Origin of the sequence: Mycobacterium sp., from assembly GCF_040398885.1 — a bacterium.
GTDB lineage: Bacteria > Actinomycetota > Actinomycetes > Mycobacteriales > Mycobacteriaceae > Mycobacterium.
In genome coordinates this window covers 1-18,988 of record NZ_JBBATF010000041.1, presented here as the reverse complement: position 1 = coordinate 18,988, position 18,988 = coordinate 1, and the positions used below count along the sequence as shown (strand labels likewise).

The following is an 18,988-nucleotide window of genomic DNA, read 5'->3' as shown; positions in this document are numbered from 1 at the left end:
CGTGCAGGGTGTAGAACCAGCCGCGGGTCTGGCCGATGTACTCGACGATGAAGTCGCCCGGGAAGTGGCCGTCGCGACCCGGGTCGCCGTTGAACCACTCGGCGTTCTCGAACGGGTAGTGCACCTGCCCGTAGGGCATCGACCCGGAGTCGAACCACACGTCGAAGACGTCGGAGATGCGGCGCATGGTGGACTTGCCGGTCGGGTCGTCGGGGTTGGGCCGGGTCAACTCGTCGATGTAGGGCCGGTGCAGGTTGTCCGGCCGCACCCCGAAGTCTCGTTCGAGTTCGTCGAGGCTGCCGTAGACGTCGATGCGCGGGTGGGCCGGGTCGTCGGAGGTCCAGACCGGAATCGGCGTGCCCCAGTAGCGGTTTCGGGAGATCGACCAGTCCCGCGCGCCGGAGAGCCACTTGCCGAACTGGCCGTCCTTGACGTGCTCGGGATACCAGGTGATCTGCTGGTTGAGTTCCACCATCCGGTCGCGGAACTCGGTGACCTTGACGAACCACGACGACACCGCGCGGTAGATCAGCGGGTTGCGGCAGCGCCAGCAGTGCGGGTAGGGGTGGTCGTAGGTCTCGTGGCGCAGCAGCACCGGGGTGTTGGCGGCCGCCGGGCCGGTGCCGTTCTTGAGATCCCGGATGATCGCCGGGTTGGCGTCGAAGACCTGCAGGCCCTGGTAGTCGGGCACCGAGGCGTCGAAGCGGCCCCTGGCGTCCACCGGGGTGACCGGCACGATCCCGACGGTGTCGGTGGTCGCCTTGTCGTCCTCGCCGTAGGCCGGGGCCATGTGCACCACCCCGGTGCCGTCCTCGGTGGTGACGAAGTCCCCGCGCAGCACCTGAAAAGCGTTGGCGGAGTCGGCGAAATACGGGAACGGCGGCAGATAGCGCAGGCCCAGCAACTGCTCGCCGGTGAAGGCGCCCAGCACCGCCGGCTCCTCCCCCAGTTCCCGGGCGTAGGCGGCCAGCCGGGCCCGGGCCAGCACCAGGCGGCGGTCCTCGCGGGCGACGACGACGTAGTCCACCTCGGGGTTGACCGCCACGGCCTGGTTGGACGGCAGCGTCCACGGCGTCGTCGTCCACACCAGCAGGTAGGCGCCGTCCAGGTCCGAGCCCGGCGCGTCCACCCGGAATCCGACGGTGACGGCGGGGTCCTGCCGGGACTGGTAGACGTCGTCGTCCATCCGCAGTTCGTGCGCCGACAGCGGGGTCTCGTCGTTCCAGCAGTACGGCAGGACCCGCACCCCCTCGTAGGCCAGGCCCTTGTCCCACAACTGCTTGAACGCCCAGATGACCGACTCCATGAAGGAGATGTCCAGCGTCTTGTAGTCGTTGTCGAAGTCGACCCAGCGGGCCTGGCGGGTGACGTAGGCCCGCCACTCATTGGTGTAGCGCAGCACCGAGTCCCGGCAGGCGTCGTTGAACGCCCCGATGCCCATGTCCTCGATCTGCGCCTTGTCGGTGATGCCCAACTGGCGCTGCACCTCCAGTTCGGCGGGCAGGCCGTGGGTGTCCCAGCCGAACCGGCGCTCCACCTGGTAGCCGCGCATGGTGCGATACCGCGGCACGATGTCCTTGACGTAGCCGGTGAGCAGGTGTCCGTAGTGCGGCAGGCCGTTTGCGAACGGGGGCCCGTCGTAGAACACATACTCCGGCGCGCCGTCCCGCCGCCGCACACTGGCGCGGAAGGTGTCGTCGCCGGCCCAGTAGTCGAGCACCTGGAGTTCGAGGGCCGGGAAGTCCGGTGAACCGCCGGCAGGCTTCGGGTAGCCGGTATCAGTCACGTGCCCGTCCTCCTGTGCCGCCTCGGCACGGGGACGACGACGCGCGGTTGCGCGAGCGCCGCGGTACCACCCCGCTTACGCGCACCGCGGTGCGCGTCGCTCGTTGCAGGCTGTGACGGGCCCGCCCGTTCGGTTCTACCGGGCCTCGGGCTGTGCCCGCCGGCCGTTCTTCCGAAGGCTCCCCGGTGATGGCCGGATCAGTGCCGCTGAACGGGAGTCTATCGCGTTCGCTCAGCGGGGCACGACGCCCCGCCTCGCCGCCCCGGGCACGCCACGGGTGGTCAGTACCATGGTCGGGTGGGTCAACACCGGCAGCCTGGAGCGATCGGCCCGGCCGCCGGAGGTGTGGGCGTTTTCGGCCGGATCGGGCGGGTCGTGGTGCGCTGGCCGTGGCTGGTCATCGCCGGGTGGATCGCGCTGGCCGCCGGACTCACCCAGGCCTTCCCCCCGCTGGCCGTTCTGGTCCAGCGGGCGCCCGCCTCGATCCTTCCCGCCGACGCCCCGTCCCTGGTCAGTTCCCGGCAGGTCGCCGCGGCTTTCCACGAAGGCGGCTCCGACAACATCCTGCTGGTGGTCCTCACCGACGACGACGGCCTGTCCGACGCCGACGAGGGCGTCTACCGCGGACTGGTCAGCACGCTTCGCGCCGACACCGGGGACGTCGCCGGGGTCCAGGACTTCGTGACCACCCCGCCGCTGCGAGAAGTGCTGGCCAGCAAGGACGGCAAGGCGTGGCTGCTGCCGGTCAACATCGTCGGCGACCCCGGCACGCCGCAGGCCACCGACGCCACCAAACGGGTGATCGCCAAGGTCAGGGAGACCGTCGCCGACACCCCGTTGACGGCCTACGCCACCGGGCCGGCGGGCACCTTCAACGACCTGCTGGACATCGGCGAGCAGGATCGGGTGCGCATCGAGATCGCGACTTTGGTGGCGTTGTTCGGAATCCTGCTGCTGATCTACCGCAATCCGCTGACCATGCTGCTGCCCCTGATCACCATCGGGGTGTGCCTGGGGACCGCCCAGGGGGTGGTGGCCGGCTTGGGCACCGCCGGTCTCGCCGTGTCGAACCAGACCATCGTGCTTCTCACGGCGATCATGGCGGGCGCGGGAACCGATTACGCGGTCTTCCTCATCAGCCGGTATCACGACTATCTCCGGATGGGCGCCGACTCCGACGCCGCCGTCACGGGCGCGCTGGAATCGGTCGGCAAGGTCATCACCGCATCGGCCGCGACGGTGGCGGTGACGTTCCTCGGGATGGTGTTCTGCAAACTCACCGTCTTCTCCACGGTGGGTGTGGCCCTGGCGGTGGCGATCGCCGTGGGCTGCCTCGGCGCCACCACCTTCCTGCCGGCCCTGATGACGCTGGTGGGCCGGCGCGGCTGGATCAAACCCAGACGGGATCTGACCAGCAGGATGTGGAAGAAGTCGGGCATCCGGATCGTGCGCCGCCCGGCGATCCACCTGATCGTCAGCCTGCTGATCCTCGTCGCCCTGGCCGGTACCGCCGGCCTGGCCCGCTTCAACTACGACGACCGCAAGGCACTGCCCACCGCAACCGAGACCATCCGTGGCTACGACGCGATCGGCCGGCACTTTCCGCTCAATGTCAGCCTGCCGCAATACGTTCTGGTCGAGTCGCCGAAGGACCTGCGGACATCCGAAGCGCTCGCGGACATGGAGCAGATGGCGTACCGGATCAGCCAGCTGCCCGACATCGACATCGTGCGGGGAATCACCCGGCCCACCGGCGAGTCACTCGAGCAAGCCAGGCTCTCGTTCCAGGCCGGCGAGGTCGGCGGTAAGCTGGGCGACGCCTCCGGGCTGATCAGCGGCAAGACCCCGGAACTGGACATGCTCTCCAGCGGCGCGAATCAGATCGCCGACGTGCTGGGCGCGGTCAGGGGGCAGCTCGATCAGACGATCGGCACGGTCAGCGGCCTGGTGCAGGCGCTCACCGTGCTGCAGAACCAGTTCGGCGGCACGGCGGCACTGCAGGAGTTCGACACCGGCGGCAGGCTGCGCGACGCCATGCATGCACTCGGCGACACCCTCGGGATGAATGTCGCCGACGCCATCGCCGCCTTCAACCAGAACGTCAACCCGGTTCTCAACGCGCTCAACGCAAGTCCCGTGTGCGACGCCGACCCGGCCTGCGCCGCGGCACGCGCCCAGCTTCGGCAGGCCGGCGTCGCGCGGGACAACGGGATCCTCGACCGGCTCGCTGAACTCGGTCGCGAACTGCAGAACATCCAATCCGACCAGACCCTCGGCGCCGCCGCCGAAACCCTCACCGCCACCTTGAATTCGGTGAATCAGACCCTGGCGGCGGCCGGGCTCGACAGCCCCGCCGACGTTCAGGCACAGCTGGCCCAACTCGACGAGGGGATAACCACGCTGGCCGACGGCAGCCGTAAGGTCGCCGACGGGGTGCAGTTGCTCGTCGACCAGACCAAGACCCTGGGCGCCGGTCTCGACCAGGCCTCCGCGTTCCTACTCGGAATGAAAGACAACGCCAACACCCAGAGCATGGCGGGTTTCTACGTCCCCTCGCAGATCCTCACCGGCGACGAGTTCAAGAAGGCGGCGGGGATTTTCATCTCACCGGACGGCCACACCGCCCGGTATCTGGTGCAGACCAAGTTCAACCCGTTCAGCGCGCCGGCGATGGATCAGGTCGACAGCATCCTGGCGACGGCACGCGGGGCGCAGCCCAACACCACCCTGTCCGACGCGAAAATCTCGATGGCCGGGTTCTCGGTGACGTTGCGCGACATCCGGGACTACTACTACCGCGACCTCCGTCTCATCGTGATCATGACGATCGCCGTGGTCCTCTGCATTCTGGTCATCCTGCTGCGTGCGCTCGTCGCTCCGCTGTATCTCATCTGTTCGGTGCTGATTTCGTATCTGTCCGCGCTGGGCGTGGGGGTGATGGTGTTCCAGTTCGTGTTGAAACAGGAACTGCACTGGAGCGTGCCGGGCCTGACGTTCATCATCCTCGTGGCCGTCGGCGCCGACTACAACCTCCTGCTGATCTCGCGGGTCCGCGACGAGTCGCCGCCGTTGGGCATCCGGTCCGGGGTCATCCGCACCGTCAGCCAGACCGGGGGGGTGATCACCGCGGCCGGCCTGATTTTCGCCGCGACCATGCTCGGACTCCAGTTCTCCAGCCTGACCACGCTGGTGCAGATGGGATTCATCCTCGGAGTCGGCATCCTGATCGACACCTTCCTGGTGCGAACGGTCACCGTGCCCGCGACGGCGGTACTGGTCGGCAAGGCCAACTGGTGGCCGTCGAAATGGGAAGCCGCACCGCCCAAGACGGTGGCGCGGGAACCGGTGGCCGTCGCCGCGGCCGATTAGACCCGTCCCGAATTCACAGGACCGTTCCGTCGACCCCGAATTCCCGGAGGGTCTGTTCGAGTATCCCGCGCAGCCGCGCCCGGGAGTTCTCCGCCCCCAACTCGTAGGCCTCCACGGCGATCCAGAGCCGGCCGTTGATGCGTCCGGACACCACGACCAGCGTGCCGTGCGAGCGGTGCAGGTCTCGCAGTGTGACGTTCTGGTCGACCGACCGGGCGACGACATGCTCGGCCGGCGTTCCGTCCAAGTTGGCCAGATGGCCGGGGATGTCGCCGAGATTGGAGCACGACGACGGCAGCGAATCGGCGTAGGAGAACATCAGTCCGGCGACCGCCGTCGCCGTGCGCCGCGGCGCCCATGCGACCAGCGGGTAGAGCTTCGCGGTCGGGTCCGGTTGCCCCTTGACCTGCTCGCGGGCCTGACGGATCGAATCACGTTGGGCGGTGAGGTCTTTGGTGACCTCGCCTGGATCGAGGACGGCGTTGGCGAAGGTCATGGCAAGTGCCCGGTCGTCCTCGGAACCGGTGCGATCGTTGCCGGCGATGACCAGGGTGACCGTCCCGTCCGATTCCCGGCGGCGACCGAGGCGCTCGGCGACCTTGGCGGCGACCCCGGCGACCAGGGCGTAGCTGTTTCCGCCGAGGGCCGTGGCACGGGCGTCCCATGCCACGGTGTCGGTGGTGACGATGACCGAGGGAATGGCGACGACGCGGTCCAGAGCGGGGTCGTCTAGCGCCGGCGGCGCCGGAGGCGGGGTGTCGTCCCCCCGCTTGGCCAGGGCCACCCTGGCGAGTCCGGTCAACGCGCGCAGACCGGCGGGTATCTCGCGGACGGTGCCGCGCAGATCGTCGGCCAGGCGCGCCGCCCGCGACCGGTACGCCGGCGGCGGGTAGCCGAAGTCGGCGGTGTCGCCGGACACCGCGTTGTGGACGGTCAGCATCAGGCCTCCGCCGTCGACCAGGCAGTGCGAGAACACGATGCTCACCGCCGTGGATCCGTCGGTCATCGGCAGCACGCCGAGCGCCCAGCCGGGGCCGGCCACCGGGTCGACCGTCCGTTCGGACTGCTCGTCGATCCAGTCCATGAGTTCGTCCCTGGGGCGCGGTTCCTCGGCAACGGTCATCTCGCCGTGCGGCCCCGGCACCGACACCCACCGCGGACGGGCGAACGGCAGGGGCGACCGTTCGACGAGCCGGCCCATCAGCCCGGAACCGAATCGCCTCCGGAACGCCTCGACGGCAGCGAGATCCACCGGATGCTCATAAATCCAGACTGCCTGCATGAGTTGGCGGCGGTCTGTGACGCGCAACAGTTCAAGGGCGATCTGATCGAAGTAGTTCAGCCGGTTGTCGCGGGCGTTCAATCGATCCTGCCATTGAGATCGAAGTCGGAAAGCGTCTCGCCGACGAGTTCCCGCAATGCCGCCTTGGTGTTGTCCCAGCCGGGCTGGAAGGCCACGACCGACATCAGCACCCGGCCTTCCACCCGGCCGGCCATCACGGTGAGCAGACCGCGGCGCTTCTCCAGCGCCTCGCGCGTCACCCTGCGGTCGATTCCGCGGAAGAACAGGTACTCCGCCTCGGTCCCGTCGATCTTGAGAATCTCGGCGGGCAGGTCGCCGACGTTGGAGCAGAACACCGGCACGTCCGCACTCAGGCCGATGGCGTTGTCGGCCAACCCGCGCAGTGCGCGCTTGGGGATCCAGGGCAGCAACGGCACGATCTCGCGCAGCTCATCGGGTTCGGTGCGAGCCTTCTCGACCGCGACGCGCATCTGCGACCGGGCCGCTGAGAGGTCGTCCTCGATGCCCGCGGGGTCCAGTTTCGCGGTCGCCATCACCACGGCGTTGGCGCGGGCGTCGTCGAAGGACTGCCGTTCGCTGATCGGAATCAGCACGGTCACCAGACCATCGGCGCCCACTCTGCCCAATCGGGCGGCGGCCCTCGCCGCGAAGCCGGCGAGCAGGGAGTGACCGTTTCCCCCGAGCCTCGCCGCGGTCGAATCCCATTCGGCCACATCAAGGGTCACGAACACACCGGGCAGCATCACGTTCTGCTTGCGCTCGCCGACCGGTACCGCCGGCAGTGCCAGGGATTGCGGCGCCGCGGGTCGAGCGCGGCGGCGCCGGAGAAGTCTGACGGCGGCCGCGAAGGCACGGGCGGCCTCCGGGAGGTCCCGGGCGGCCTGCCGCAGGTCGGCCATCACCGCCTGTCCGCGGGTCCGGGAGCGGGGCGGCGGGTAGCCCAGATCCGATCGCATGCCCATGACCGCCTCGACCATGCGCACCGCCGCCGCGATCCCGTCCCCCAACGCGTGCGAGCCCGCCAGACTGACCGCGGTCGAACCGTCGGTCATCGGCAGCACACTGATCCGCCAGCCCGGCCCCCACTCCGGGTCCATCGGGAGCTGGGCCTGCTCGTCGAGCCAGTCGGTCATCTCCTCGCGAGTCCGCGGTTCGGAGACCTCGAATTCACTGTGCGCGCCCGGAACCGACACCCAGCGATGCCGGGCGAACGGCAGGGGCGACCGCTCGACGAGTCGGCCGGTGATGCCGTAGCCGAAGTTGCCGTGGAACCGCTCGAGACCCTCGTAGTCCACCGGATGCTCGTAGATCCAGGTGGCCTGGATGATCGACTCCTGGTCGGCGACCCGCAGGGTCAGGAACATCCCGTGATCGGCATAGGAGAGCAGATTGTCCGGGGCGGTCACGCCGTCGCCCCGGGGTTGCGCGCGCCCGGGGACGAGTCGGCACGATGCCGGGTGGCCGGGTTCTCCGGGTCGTCCGGGTGGGGAACTGTCAGCGCAACCACCTAACCTGCTCCTGTCCGATCCGGGTCGGGCGTGACGCCCGCGCAGTTCGAGGTCGCCCTAGTAAATACCACCGGCCCGCTTGCTCCGACGGTGGATGCCTCTCGGCGGTCGGTCAGCCGACCATCCCGACGACCGCCGGGGCGGTGTACGGCGCGCCGAACTCGGCGACCGGGGCGAATCCCCGCTTCCGGGCCGACGCGGCCCCGCGGCGCACCAGGGCCGCGGTGCCGACGACCCCGGTCTGATCGGTCACCACCAGCGGCGTCAGCAGCCGGTTGTGGACCAGCGAGAACGACAGGCCCTCCTCGGGTATCGCCCAGCCGAACGACCCGCACAGACCGACGTGCCCGAATCCGGGCAGCACGCCGGGGATGGCCATTCCGTGGAAGCCGAGGTGGAAGGCCAGTGGCAGGATCAGATTGCGGTCCGGCCGGAAGCTGCGCCGGCCGGTGAGCATCGCCACCCGTTCGGCGGACAGATAGCGTCGGCCGTCGATGACGCCGCCGTTGGCGACCGCCCCGTACATCCGGGCCAGCGCCCGCGCGGTCATCACGCCGTTCGCCGAGGGCAGTTCGGTGTCGAGGAGCGGAATGTCCCGTTGGACAACGGCTTTCACGCCCGGGAAATAGATCGACCCGAACGCGGCGGACAGTTCCAGGCCGGCGACCGCCGGCGCGACGGCGTTGAACACCGGATTGGGCATCCTCAGCTGGGATCCGACGAACCTGGCGGCCTGAGTCGGGGCGCCGGCCGGCGGGCGGCCGAGATGGATGCCGTCGGTGTCGAGCGGTTCGGCGACCTCGGCACGCATCAGTTCCCGCATTCCGGCGCCGGTGACCGCCCGCGCCAGGCCCGAGAGCAGCCACCCGTAGGTCAGCGCGTGATAGGCCGACTTGCCGAGGTGCCGCCCCGCCGGGGCCGCGGCGATCCGGTCCTCCATGTGCCGGTGGTCGAGCAGTTCCCGCTTGCGCACCCCACGCAGGTGCGAGAGTCCGGCGCGGTGGCGCATGACGTCGCGCACGCTGATCTCGGCCTTGCCGTTCGCGGCGAACTCAGGCCAGTACTCGGCCACCGGTGCGTCGTAGTCGATCAGGCCGCGGTCGGCCAGGCGGTGGATGACCATCGAGGCCACCCCTTTGGTCGCCGAGAACACCATCGGCGCGGTGTCGGACTGCCAGGGCCGGCGGCCGCGACGGTCACAGGTGCCGGTCCACACGTCCACGACGGGTTCGCCGTCGAGATAGACCGACAACGCCCCGCCGCCGAACCGGGGATGCGGGAAGGCCGCGGCGAAGGCCCGAACGGCGCAGGCGAAATTGGCATCGGCAGCCCCCTGCACCCCGCGGGGCAGGTCTAAACCCCGGTTACCCACCGTGGCCCGAATCACATAGCCAATCTACATTCCCCGCGGCGGGCGGGGACGGGATCGTTGCACATCCGTGATCACTCGGCGGCGTCCAGAATCCGCTGCGCGGCGAGCGCCGGAGTGATCTCCCCGGCTCGAACCGCCCGTTCGACCTCGGCGCGGATCCCTTTGACGCCGGGATTGTTCAGGACCCGGTCCAGCACCGTGTCGCGGACCATCGCCCAGGTCCAGTCGACCTGCTGGGTGCGGCGCCTGGCCTCGAACTCACCGGCTCCGGTGAGAACGTCGCGGTGTCGCAGGATGGTGTTCCACAATTCGGCCAGCCCCGTTCCCTCCATGGCGCTCATGGTGAGAACCGGTGGGCGCCAGAGGGTTTCCCGCGGATAGATGAGCCGGATCGCGGCGGACAGTTCCCGCGCCGCGGCCTCGGCCTCGGTGGTGTGCGCGCCGTCGGCCTTGTTGACCACCACGATGTCGGCCAGTTCCAGCACGCCCTTCTTGATGCCCTGGAGTTGGTCTCCGGTGCGGGCCAGGGTGAGGAACACGAAGGTGTCGACCATGTTGGAGACGGCCACCTCGGACTGTCCCACCCCGACCGTCTCCACCAGGACGACGTCGAAACCGGCCGCCTCCAGCAGCACGATGGTCTCCCGGGTGGCCTTGGCCACCCCGCCGAGCGTTCCCGACGTCGGGGACGGCCGGATGTAGGCGTGCGGGTGCACCGCCAGCCGGGCCATCCGGGTCTTGTCGCCCAGGATCGAACCTCCGGTCCGGGTGGAGGACGGGTCCACCGCGAGCACCGCGACCCGGTGGCCGCGCTCGATGAGGTACATGCCGAGCGCCTCGATGGTGGTGGACTTCCCCACCCCCGGCACCCCGGTGATTCCGACGCGCCAGGAGGCGTCCGCGCCGGGCCCGGAGCACCGCCCGGCTGCGGGGATCAGCGCCATCAGCAGCCGTTGCGCCTGCTCGCGGTGGTCGGGCCGGGTGGATTCGACCACGGTGATCGCGCGCGCCAGGGCGGCCCTGTCGCCGGCGCGGATCGCCGCGGCCAGGGCGGGGATGTCGCCGGCCCGCACCGGGTCCTCGCCCATCAGCCGCCCATCAACTCAGGTCGTAACCGCGCCGCTCGGCGAGCTTGCCCACCAAGCTGACCGCCGCTTCGGCGATGACCGTGCCGGGCGGGTAGATGGCGGTGGCACCTGCGGAGTACAGCTCGTCGAAATCCCCGGGCGGAATGACCCCGCCGACGACGATCATGATGTCCGGGCGGCCGACCCGGGCCAGGGCGTCGCGCAGCGCCGGCACCAGGGTCAGGTGGCCGGCCGCCAGCGAGGAGACGCCCACCACGTGGACGTCGTTGTCGGCGGCCTGGCGGGCCACCTCCTCCGGAGTGGAGAACAGCGAGCCGACGTCGACGTCGAATCCGATGTCGGCGAAGGCGGTGGCGATGACCTTCTGGCCGCGGTCGTGGCCGTCCTGACCCATCTTGGCCACCAGGATGCGCGGCCGTCGCCCGTCGGCCTCGGCGAACCTCTGGACCAGTCGGGTGGCCTCGGATAGTCCGCTAATGCTGCCTCCTGAACTGACTTCGTCCCGGTACACCCCGGAGATGGTGCGGATCTCGGCCCGGTGGCGTCCGTACACCTTCTCCAGGGCCTCGGAGATCTCCCCGACCGTGGCTTTGGCCCGGGCGGCCTCGATGGCCAGTGCCATCAGATTGTTTCCCAGCGCGTCGGCGCCGTTCCGCCCGGATTCACCGGCAGCCCTGGTCAATTCGGCCAGCGCGGCCCCCACCGCGGCCTCGTCCCGCCCGGCGCGCAGCTGCCGCAGCTTGGCGAGTTGCTCGGCGCGCACCCGGCTGTTCTCGACCTTGAGGACCTCGATGTCGGGGTCCTCGTCGATCTGGTACTTGTTGACCCCGATCACCGGCTGCTGCCCGGAGTCGATGCGCGCCTGGGTGCGGGCGGCGGCCTCCTCGATGCGCAGTTTGGGGATTCCCTCGCTGATGGCCTGGGCCATGCCGCCGCGCTCGGTCACCTCGGCGATGTGCGCGCGCGCCCGCCGCGCGAGTTGGTGGGTCAGCCACTCCACGTAGTACGATCCGCCCCACGGGTCGATCGGGCGGGTGGTGCCGGACTCCTGCTGCAACAGCAACTGCGTGTTGCGGGCGATGCGGGCGGAGAAGTCGGTGGGCAGCGCCAGCGCCTCGTCGAGGGCGTTGGTGTGCAGCGACTGGGTGTGGCCCTGGGTGGCGGCCATCGCCTCGACGCAGGTGCGCGCCACGTTGTTGAACGGGTCCTGGGCGGTCAGCGACCAGCCGGAGGTCTGCGAATGTGTGCGCAGCGAAAGCGATTTCGGGTTCCTGGCGCCGAACCCGGCGACCAGTTCGCTCCACAGCAGCCGGCCGGCGCGCAGCTTTGCCACCTCCATGAAGAAGTTCATGCCGATGCCCCAGAAGAAGGACAGCCGGGGCGCGAAGGTGTCGACGTCCAGGCCCGCGTCCAGCCCGGCCCTGATGTAGTCCACGCCGTCGGCCAGCGTGTAGGCCAGCTCGAGATCGGCCGTGGCGCCGGCTTCTTGGATGTGGTAGCCGGAGATCGAGATGGAGTTGAACTTCGGCATGCGCGCGCTGGTGTAGGCGAAGATGTCGGAGATGATCCGCATCGAGGGCTTCGGCGGGTAGATGTAGGTGTTGCGGACCATGAACTCCTTGAGGATGTCGTTCTGGATGGTCCCGGCGAGTTTCTCCGGTGGCACGCCCTGTTCCTCGGCGGCCACCACGTACAGCGCGAGGATCGGCAGCACCGCGCCGTTCATCGTCATCGACACCGACACCGCGGACAGGTCGATGCCGTCGAACAGCTGGCGCATGTCCAGTATCGAGTCGATCGCCACCCCGGCCATGCCCACGTCGCCCTGCACCCGGGGATGATCGGAGTCGTAGCCGCGGTGGGTGGCCAGGTCAAAGGCGACCGACAGGCCCTTCTGCCCGGCCGCGAGGTTGCGGCGGTAGAAGGCGTTGGAGTCCGCGGCGGTGGAGAAGCCGGCGTACTGGCGGATGGTCCAGGGCTGGTTGACGTACATCGTCGGGTACGGCCCGCGCAGGAACGGCGGTTCGCCCGGCATGCTGTCCAGCGGGTAGCCGTCGGCCACCACGGCATCGAGGTCGGCGCCGACGTAGAGGGGCGCCACGACGATCCCCTCGGGGGTGGACCAGTCCCACTGCTCGCGGGCATAGCCGTTGGCCGCGGCGGCCGCGGCGACCAGGCCCGCGGCCGCCGCGGCGGTGGGCGCCGGGGGCATCGGACCGCCGTGCAGGGGGACGTCGGCGAAGCTGGGCACGGCCACGACGCCGGAGTGGGTCATGCTCACGCCCCCAATCGGGTCAGCAGCGACGAGAGTTCCGCGACGGCATCCATTGTGGCGGTGAGATGGCCGTCCGGGCGCGCGTCGGCCGGGACGTCGGCCACGGCCTTCTCCGGTCCGGCCAGATAGATCCGCTCGACCCCGGCGGCCCGGGCGGCGGGAACGATGTCGGCGACTTCCGCGCGGTAGCGCGCATCGGTGCCGCAGATCACCGCGACGGTCGCCTCACCGACGATCGCCGCCAGCCCGTCCGGTCCGACCGTGCCCGGGTTGACGGCCTCGATCCCGCCGGAAGCCAGCAGGTTGGCGGCGAAGGTGGCACGAATGTTGTTCTCCGCCAACGGCCCGAGTGGGAGCAGCAACACGGCGGGCCGGGCGCCGGTGCGCTCCAGATGGGCGTCGGAGCGGGCCCGCAGTGCCTCGAAGGCGGCCGCGTACCGCGCCCGCCCCGGGGTGTTCGCGGCGGCCGGCGGTGTGGGCAGCGCGGGTTCGGCGAGATTGGGGAACTCGTTGACACCGGTCACCGCGGTCCGCCGGTGGGCGATGTCCTCCTCGCGGCGCGCGGCGATGGTGGCGATCTCGGCGGCGAGGTAGTCCCCGGCATGCCGGAACCCGCCGCGGGACTCGAGGGCCTGGAACTGCGACCATGCCTGGGCCGCAAGGGTTTCGGTGAGGTCTTCGACGTACCACGATCCGCCGGCGGGGTCCCGCACCCGCCCCAGGTGCGACTCCTCGAGAAGCAGCAGTTGGCTGTTGCGGGCGACGCGGCGGGCGAAATCGGCGGTCACTCCGGGGAGTCCGCCGGGAATCGCCACGTCGAACGGCAGCACCTGCACGGTGTCGGCGCCACCGAGGCCGGCGCCGAAGGCCGCCACCGTGGTTCGCAGCATGTTGACCCACGGATCCCGCTGCGTCATCATCGGCAGCGAGGTGACCGCGTGTAACCGCGCCGCTCCGCGATCGGGGTGCCCGAGGGCGTCGGCGACCCGGCCCCAGAGCAGGCGCGCGGCGCGGAATTTCGCGATCGTCATGAACTGGTGGTCGTCGGCGGAGAGCCGGAAGCTGATCTGGCGCAGGGCCGCTGCGATGTCCATCCCGGCGCCGGCGAGCAGTCGGAGGTAATCGGTGGCCGCCGCCACCGCGGCCGCGAGTTCCCAACTCGCGTCGGCCCCGCCGTCGTGGAACGCCGGGCCGTCCACGGTGATCGCCCGCACGCCGGGCTCGTCGGCCAGCCCCGCGGCCACCCCGATCACATCGTCGACGGCGGGGGCCGGCCGCCCACTGAACAGGGCCGTGAGCGGATCGGCGCCGAGGTCGATCGAGAACCGCGTTCGCTCGGCGGATCCGGCGACCAGGCCCAGCATGGCTTGCGCGGCCGCACCGAACCGCGTCCCGGCATCGAGCATCACAGGTGCCAGTTCCAGGTAGACCCCGGCCAGCCAGCGGTCCAACTCGGCGGCGGCGATTCCGGTGCCGTCCAGTCGCAGGACCACCGCGCTGACTCCGGTGGCCAGAGCCTCCAGCACCGCGCCGTTGCCGTCGGCGGCGCTGCCGGAGAAACCCGGGGCGGGGAAACACTCGGCCACCTTCCAGCCGGACAGCACGTCGCGGTCCCGGTCGGCGCCGCGCAGGAAGGGCCAACAACCCGGCGGCGGCGCCTCGGGCGGACCGTCCAGGGCGGTGTACAGGGCGCGGACGGCGAACCCTTCGTAGGTGGGCGTCTCGAGCAGTCGCTCGGGTTCGGCCGTGCCGGCGGCGTCCAGCACGCCCGCGACGGCGGTTCGCCAGCGGGCGCGGGCCGCCAACAGGCCCTCCTCCCTGACTGGAGACACCGACAGCTCCTTTTGTCGCGGGGCGGGCCTCCGATTTTCCGAGCCGCGCCTGCCTTTCAGGCTAAATCAGGCGGCATCGGCGAACTGCGGCGGGCGACCCGTAACCTTGACGGACATGGCCTCCCCGATCCTGAGGCGCGGCGTGGGCGTGCTGCGCAGCGCGGGTTCGGCCACCGCGGCGACCGCCCGGCAGGTGGGCGGGACCCGGATCGCGCTCTCCGGCGTCGCGGCCGCCGCCGCCGTCGCCCTCGTCCTGCTGGTCCGGCTGCCGACCGCGATCCAGTTGCGGGACTGGGCCACCTCGGTCGGCCCGTGGTTCCCCCTGGCCTTCCTGGTCGCCCACGTGGTCCTCACCGTGCTCCCGGTTCCCCGGACCGCCTTCACGCTGTCGGCCGGGCTGTTGTTCGGGCCGGCGCTCGGGGTGGCCATCGCCGTGACGGCCAGCACGCTGAGCGCGCTGATCGCGCTGCGCCTGGTGCGCGCCCTGGGCTGGCAGGTCAGCGGCCTGGTCAGCCATCCGAGGGTGGAGGCGCTCGACGCCCGGCTACGCGCGCGCGGATGGCCGGCGGTGCTGTCGCTGAGACTCATTCCAGCGGTGCCGTTCTCGGTGCTGAACTACGCCGCCGGCGCCTCGGCCGTGCGGGTGCTCCCGTATCTGGCGGCCACCTTCGCCGGATTGCTACCGGGCACCGCGGCCGTGGTCATCCTCGGCGACGCGCTGACCGGGCATCTTGATCCGTTGCTGCTCCTGGTCTCGATGTGCACCGCCGCGGCCGGCATCGCCGGTCTGGCCTACGAGGCCCGGAGGCATCGCCGCGACGCTGCTAAAGCAGCCCCGAGATCGGGGTGCCCGGGGGGATGTTGCAGCGCTTGCGCAGGTCCACGGCGGGGGCGCGGATGGCGTCGAGCTCGGCCTTCACCTGAGGATTGGCCGCGTAGTACGACTGCGTAGCGGCCCTGGCGTCGCTCTTCTTCATGCCCTGAAGTCCGCTGAGGAAGTTGTTGACGTCGGGATGGGTGAACAGGTACACCGTCATCCCGGTGCTCACCCCGGACAGCACTGCGGTCGTGTCCGCGACCGTGCATCCCGGCGCGACGTCGGCGTGCGCCGGGCCGGCCAGCGGAAGCAGAAGGCCGCCGGCACAAAGGACCGAGGCCGCCAGGCGATTCACCGCTGTTGTCACGTTTACGACCCCCTGTAGTTTTACGTTTGCGGTATTATAGGGCAGTTGCCGCACCGCTTCAACTGGCGGAGCCCGGTATTCTCATCTGAATCGACACGTAAAGGACCGCTGCGATGTACCGAACCCGAAAGGCCCTCGTCCTGCTCGCCGCAGGCGCAGGCGTGGCCGCCGTGCTCAACGCGCCGATGGCAGCGGCCGACACGCTGCTCCCCGACTGCAGCGACCCCGGCAACCAAGCCGTCGCCACCGTGTGCCCCCCACCCGGCGCCCCGCCGTCGTACGAGGGCGAGGAAGACGCGTTCTACGGGTTCCCGGGATTCGAGTACTGATCACCGTCTGACCGGGACGCGATCGCCGCCGACTCCGGACCCGGGCCGACCGCCGGCAGCGTGGACCGGGCCACCGCCTCCGCGTCAGCCAGTGCCCGGGCGATCGCCGGGCCCGGCCGGATGTCGAACCAGTCGGCGACCTCCGCGGAGTCGTCCTGCGCTCGCGGTACGTCGTCGGCAGGCGGCGGCTGATAACGGAACACCCCGTCCTCCCCCGGCGCGCCGAGCAGCCTGGTGAAACCCTGCAGGGCCGAACCGAAGTCGCTGGGCACCAGCCAGACCTTGTTGGCCTCGCCCCGGGCCATCTGCGGCAGCGTCTGCAGGTACTGGTAGGCCAGCAGTTCGGGCGTGGGCCGGCCGGCCTTGATGGCCGCGAACCTCTTCTCGATGGCCTTGGCCTCACCCTGCGCATGCAGATACTGGGCGGCGCGCTCGCCCTGGGCCCGCAGGATGCGGGACTGCCGTTCGCCCTCGGCCGCCAGGATCGACGCCTGCTTGGCGCCCTCGGCGGCCAGGATCTGGGCCTGCTTGGCGCCCTCGGCCTGCTTGATCGAGGCTTCCCTGGCGCCCTCGGCGGTGAGGATCATCGCCCGCTTCTCCCGATCGGCGCGCATCTGCTTCTCCATCGAGTCCTGTATCGACGGCGGCGGGTCGATACTGCGCAACTCCACCCGCGCAACCCGAAGTCCCCACCGGTTGGTGGCCTCGTCGAGCACCCCCCGCAATTGGGCGTTGATCTGATCGCGGCTGGTGAGAGTCTGCTCCAGGGTCATCCCGCCGACGACGTTGCGCAGCGTGGTGGTGGCCAGTTGCTCGACGCCGACGATGTAGTTGTTGATCTGGTAGACCGCCGCCTGCGGGTTGGTGACCTGGAAGTACACCACCGTGTCGATGTTGACGGTCAGATTGTCCTCGGTGATCACCGGTTGCGGGGGGAACGACACCACCCGCTCGCGAAGATCGACCCGGGCCCGGATCCGGTCTATGAAGGGGATCAGCAGGGTCAACTGCCCGGACACCGTCTTGCTGTAACGGCCGAGTCGCTCGATCACCGCCGCCTCGGCCTGCGGGATGAGCGCGACGGATTTGGCCACCACGATCACCGCGAAGATCACCAGCACGGCCAGCAACACCAGGCCTGCCGTCGTCCCCTCCATCTCGACTCCTTCCTTCCTAGGGGTTGCGCCAGACGACCGCGGTCGCACCGTCGATCTGCATGACGGTCACCTGGTCGCCGGGCTCGTAGCTGTCGTCCTCGTTGAGCGGACGCGCCGTCCAGACCTCCCCGTCCAGCTTGACCTGGCCCTGATGCCGATCGATCCGGTTCAGCACCAGGGCCTGCTTGCCCTCCAGAGCCCTGGCCGGTTCGGCGAGGCCGCCGCCGACGGAGAGCCGACGCCGGACCGTCGGTCGAACCACCGTCAGCAACAGGACCGACACCAGCAGGAACGCCGCACCGTCCACCCAGAGCGGAAGGCCCGGCAACGCGCTGGACCCGGCCGCCGCCAGTGCCCCGCCGCTGAGCATCAGCAGGAACATGTCCCCGGTGAGCGCTTCGGCCGCCGCAAGGCAGAGCGCAACGATCAGCCAGATCAGTGCGGCCGACATGACGCCACCATACGCGCGAAACGAGTGGCGCGCCGTCGGCCGTCCGACGCGCGGGTGAGCAACTACACTCACGACCATCATGTGGTGCCCGAGTGTCTCGCTGTCGGTGTGGACCAACGCCTGGCTGGCCGGCCAGGCGGCTCCCGACGACGTCCTGGACGCGCTAAGCGACTGGGCCCCAGCGCATTCGGTCGCCGCCTACGATGCGGTCGCAGCGGGCCGCACCGGACTGCCGTGGCCGGACATGGACGGCACCGGTGCGATGTCGCTGCTCAAGACTGTCCGCACCGCGACCGGCCCGCGTAACGCCGGGGGGACGCCGCCCGGCCCGGCGATCACGCTGGCCCTGCCGGTGCCCGGCGACGTCCGGGGCCTGCCGGCCGGCACCCAGTTCCAGGCGGACGCCCTCGACGCCGGCGAGGCGGTGCTGGTCCGGGCAGCCGACGGCACGGCGATCGGCCTGGTCCCGACGTTCGAGTGGGACGATGCCGACGACGACGAAAGCGCCGGGGACGCAATGGTTCCGGTGACCGCACTGCTGTGGTCGGTCTACTCGCTGCCGGGTTCTCCGGCGCCCGATCCGATGGATCTCGGTGAGGCCGAGTACGCGCTGCGGTCGGCGGTCCGGTCGGCCGCCGAGGCGCTCGACGGCCTGAAACTGGTTGCCGGAGCGGATGATCCGCGCGCCCTCGTCGACGAGGTGCTGCAGGCTTACCGTCACCACCGCATCCCCGATCACGCACCGGAGCGGGCGGTTCGGGTGCTCAACACCGCGGCGCGCGTCGACGCCATCATCACGGTCAGTTCCGGGGTGGCGCCGATCGGCGCCCAGAGCGCATCCCAGGCGCAGATCGCCGACACGGCCATCCGGCCGCTGTCGGCCGTGGTGCGCGCCGCCCGCTGCGCAGCGGTCAGCGCGATCCTGGACTCGGCCTGGCGCTAGCGGCGGCTTCGGCCGCACCGGCCTCGCATTCGGCGGTGCAGAACTTGCCGTTCACACTGGAGCCGTAGCCCGGAACCGGCTCGGGACCGACCGCCCTGGACGCTTCGCGGCCCTGCCTGACCTCGTCGAGCAGGTCGAGAGCCAACCGGGCGAATCGCGGCTGGGCGTTGGGAGTCGTGGCCCGCGCCAGGGCGACCCCGAGTTCCCGCGCCTGCCCGGCCAACTCGCTGTCGAGATCCCAGACGACCTCGATGTGGTCGGCCACGAAGCCAACCGGGCAGACGACGACCGCCTTGACGCCGGAGTCCGCCAACGTCGAAAGATGTTCCCCCACATCGGGTTCCAGCCACGGAACCTGCGGCGGACCCGAGCGCGACTGCCACACCACGTC

The 18,988-nt window shown here is 70.2% G+C and carries 14 protein-coding genes and 1 pseudogene; 4 read left to right on the top strand and 11 right to left on the bottom strand.

What is annotated here, in order from left to right; all coding sequences use genetic code 11:
* Positions 1-1,786 (bottom strand): isoleucine--tRNA ligase (locus ADBZ5U_RS06040; protein WP_526263400.1); only part of this gene is annotated, 1,786 nt, incomplete at its 3' end.
* A 297-nt stretch (positions 1,787-2,083) separates the two neighbouring features.
* On the opposite strand from ADBZ5U_RS06040, the gene ADBZ5U_RS06035 reads away from it, so the two are divergent.
* On the top strand, positions 2,084-5,155 hold the full coding sequence (locus ADBZ5U_RS06035; protein WP_526263398.1) for an MMPL/RND family transporter: 3,072 nt from the start codon (positions 2,084-2,086) through the stop codon (positions 5,153-5,155).
* A 13-nt stretch (positions 5,156-5,168) separates the two neighbouring features.
* Here the strand turns inward: ADBZ5U_RS06035 and ADBZ5U_RS06030 are convergent, their stop codons facing one another.
* The 6 genes from ADBZ5U_RS06030 to mutA all read right to left on the bottom strand — a co-directional run bounded on the left by ADBZ5U_RS06030 (position 5,169) and on the right by mutA (position 14,539).
* Complete coding sequence (locus tag ADBZ5U_RS06030; protein WP_526263396.1) at positions 5,169-6,518, bottom strand: hypothetical protein; 1,350 nt, start codon at positions 6,516-6,518, stop codon at positions 5,169-5,171.
* On the bottom strand, positions 6,515-7,864 hold the full coding sequence (locus ADBZ5U_RS06025) for a hypothetical protein (protein ID WP_526263394.1): 1,350 nt from the start codon (positions 7,862-7,864) through the stop codon (positions 6,515-6,517). The genes ADBZ5U_RS06030 and ADBZ5U_RS06025 overlap by 4 nt, the downstream gene beginning before the upstream one ends.
* A gap of 214 nt (positions 7,865-8,078) precedes the next feature.
* Positions 8,079-9,305 (bottom strand): esterase/beta-lactamase LipL, encoded by a 1,227-nt coding sequence (gene lipL / locus ADBZ5U_RS06020; protein WP_526263406.1) that lies wholly within the window; start codon positions 9,303-9,305, stop codon positions 8,079-8,081.
* Positions 9,306-9,409: 104 nt separating this feature from the next.
* The gene (gene meaB, locus ADBZ5U_RS06015) at positions 9,410-10,426 is read right to left on the bottom strand and encodes a methylmalonyl Co-A mutase-associated GTPase MeaB (protein WP_526263392.1); all 1,017 of its coding nucleotides are present in this window, start codon (positions 10,424-10,426) and stop codon (positions 9,410-9,412) included.
* Between the two features lie 10 nt (positions 10,427-10,436).
* Positions 10,437-12,701 (bottom strand): methylmalonyl-CoA mutase, encoded by a 2,265-nt coding sequence (gene scpA / locus ADBZ5U_RS06010; protein ID WP_526263404.1) that lies wholly within the window; start codon positions 12,699-12,701, stop codon positions 10,437-10,439.
* A gap of 2 nt (positions 12,702-12,703) precedes the next feature.
* Entirely contained in the window at positions 12,704-14,539 is a 1,836-nt protein-coding gene (mutA, locus tag ADBZ5U_RS06005; protein ID WP_526263402.1) for a methylmalonyl-CoA mutase small subunit, read from the bottom strand.
* A gap of 109 nt (positions 14,540-14,648) precedes the next feature.
* Between mutA and ADBZ5U_RS06000 the strand changes: the two genes are divergently transcribed.
* Entirely contained in the window at positions 14,649-15,485 is an 837-nt protein-coding gene (locus ADBZ5U_RS06000) for a TVP38/TMEM64 family protein (protein WP_526263390.1), read from the top strand.
* Here ADBZ5U_RS06000 and ADBZ5U_RS05995 read toward each other — a convergent pair.
* Positions 15,451-15,570: pseudogene (locus tag ADBZ5U_RS05995) on the bottom strand (hemophore-related protein); the annotation flags it as partial. The gene ADBZ5U_RS06000 and the pseudogene ADBZ5U_RS05995 overlap by 35 nt on opposite strands.
* 260 nt (positions 15,571-15,830) lie before the next feature.
* Between ADBZ5U_RS05995 and ADBZ5U_RS05990 the strand changes: the two are divergent.
* Positions 15,831-16,046: a hypothetical protein gene (locus ADBZ5U_RS05990; RefSeq protein WP_526263388.1), complete on the top strand. Its 216-nt coding sequence runs from the start codon at positions 15,831-15,833 to the stop codon at positions 16,044-16,046.
* Here the strand turns inward: ADBZ5U_RS05990 and ADBZ5U_RS05985 are convergent.
* Positions 16,019-17,203: an SPFH domain-containing protein gene (locus ADBZ5U_RS05985; RefSeq protein ID WP_526263386.1), complete on the bottom strand. Its 1,185-nt coding sequence runs from the start codon at positions 17,201-17,203 to the stop codon at positions 16,019-16,021. The two genes, ADBZ5U_RS05990 and ADBZ5U_RS05985, sit on opposite strands and share 28 nt — an antisense overlap.
* 16 nt (positions 17,204-17,219) lie before the next feature.
* Positions 17,220-17,654: an NfeD family protein gene (locus ADBZ5U_RS05980; RefSeq protein ID WP_526263384.1), complete on the bottom strand. Its 435-nt coding sequence runs from the start codon at positions 17,652-17,654 to the stop codon at positions 17,220-17,222.
* 79 nt (positions 17,655-17,733) lie between these two features.
* On the opposite strand from ADBZ5U_RS05980, the gene ADBZ5U_RS05975 reads away from it, so the two are divergent.
* Positions 17,734-18,597 carry an Rv1486c family protein gene (locus tag ADBZ5U_RS05975; protein ID WP_526263382.1) on the top strand — a complete coding sequence of 288 codons (864 nt, stop codon included), beginning with the start codon at positions 17,734-17,736 and terminating at the stop codon, positions 18,595-18,597.
* Here the strand turns inward: ADBZ5U_RS05975 and ADBZ5U_RS05970 are convergent.
* A partial coding sequence (locus ADBZ5U_RS05970; protein WP_526263380.1) for a ferrochelatase occupies positions 18,566-18,988 on the bottom strand: 423 nt, incomplete at its 5' end. The two genes, ADBZ5U_RS05975 and ADBZ5U_RS05970, sit on opposite strands and share 32 nt — an antisense overlap.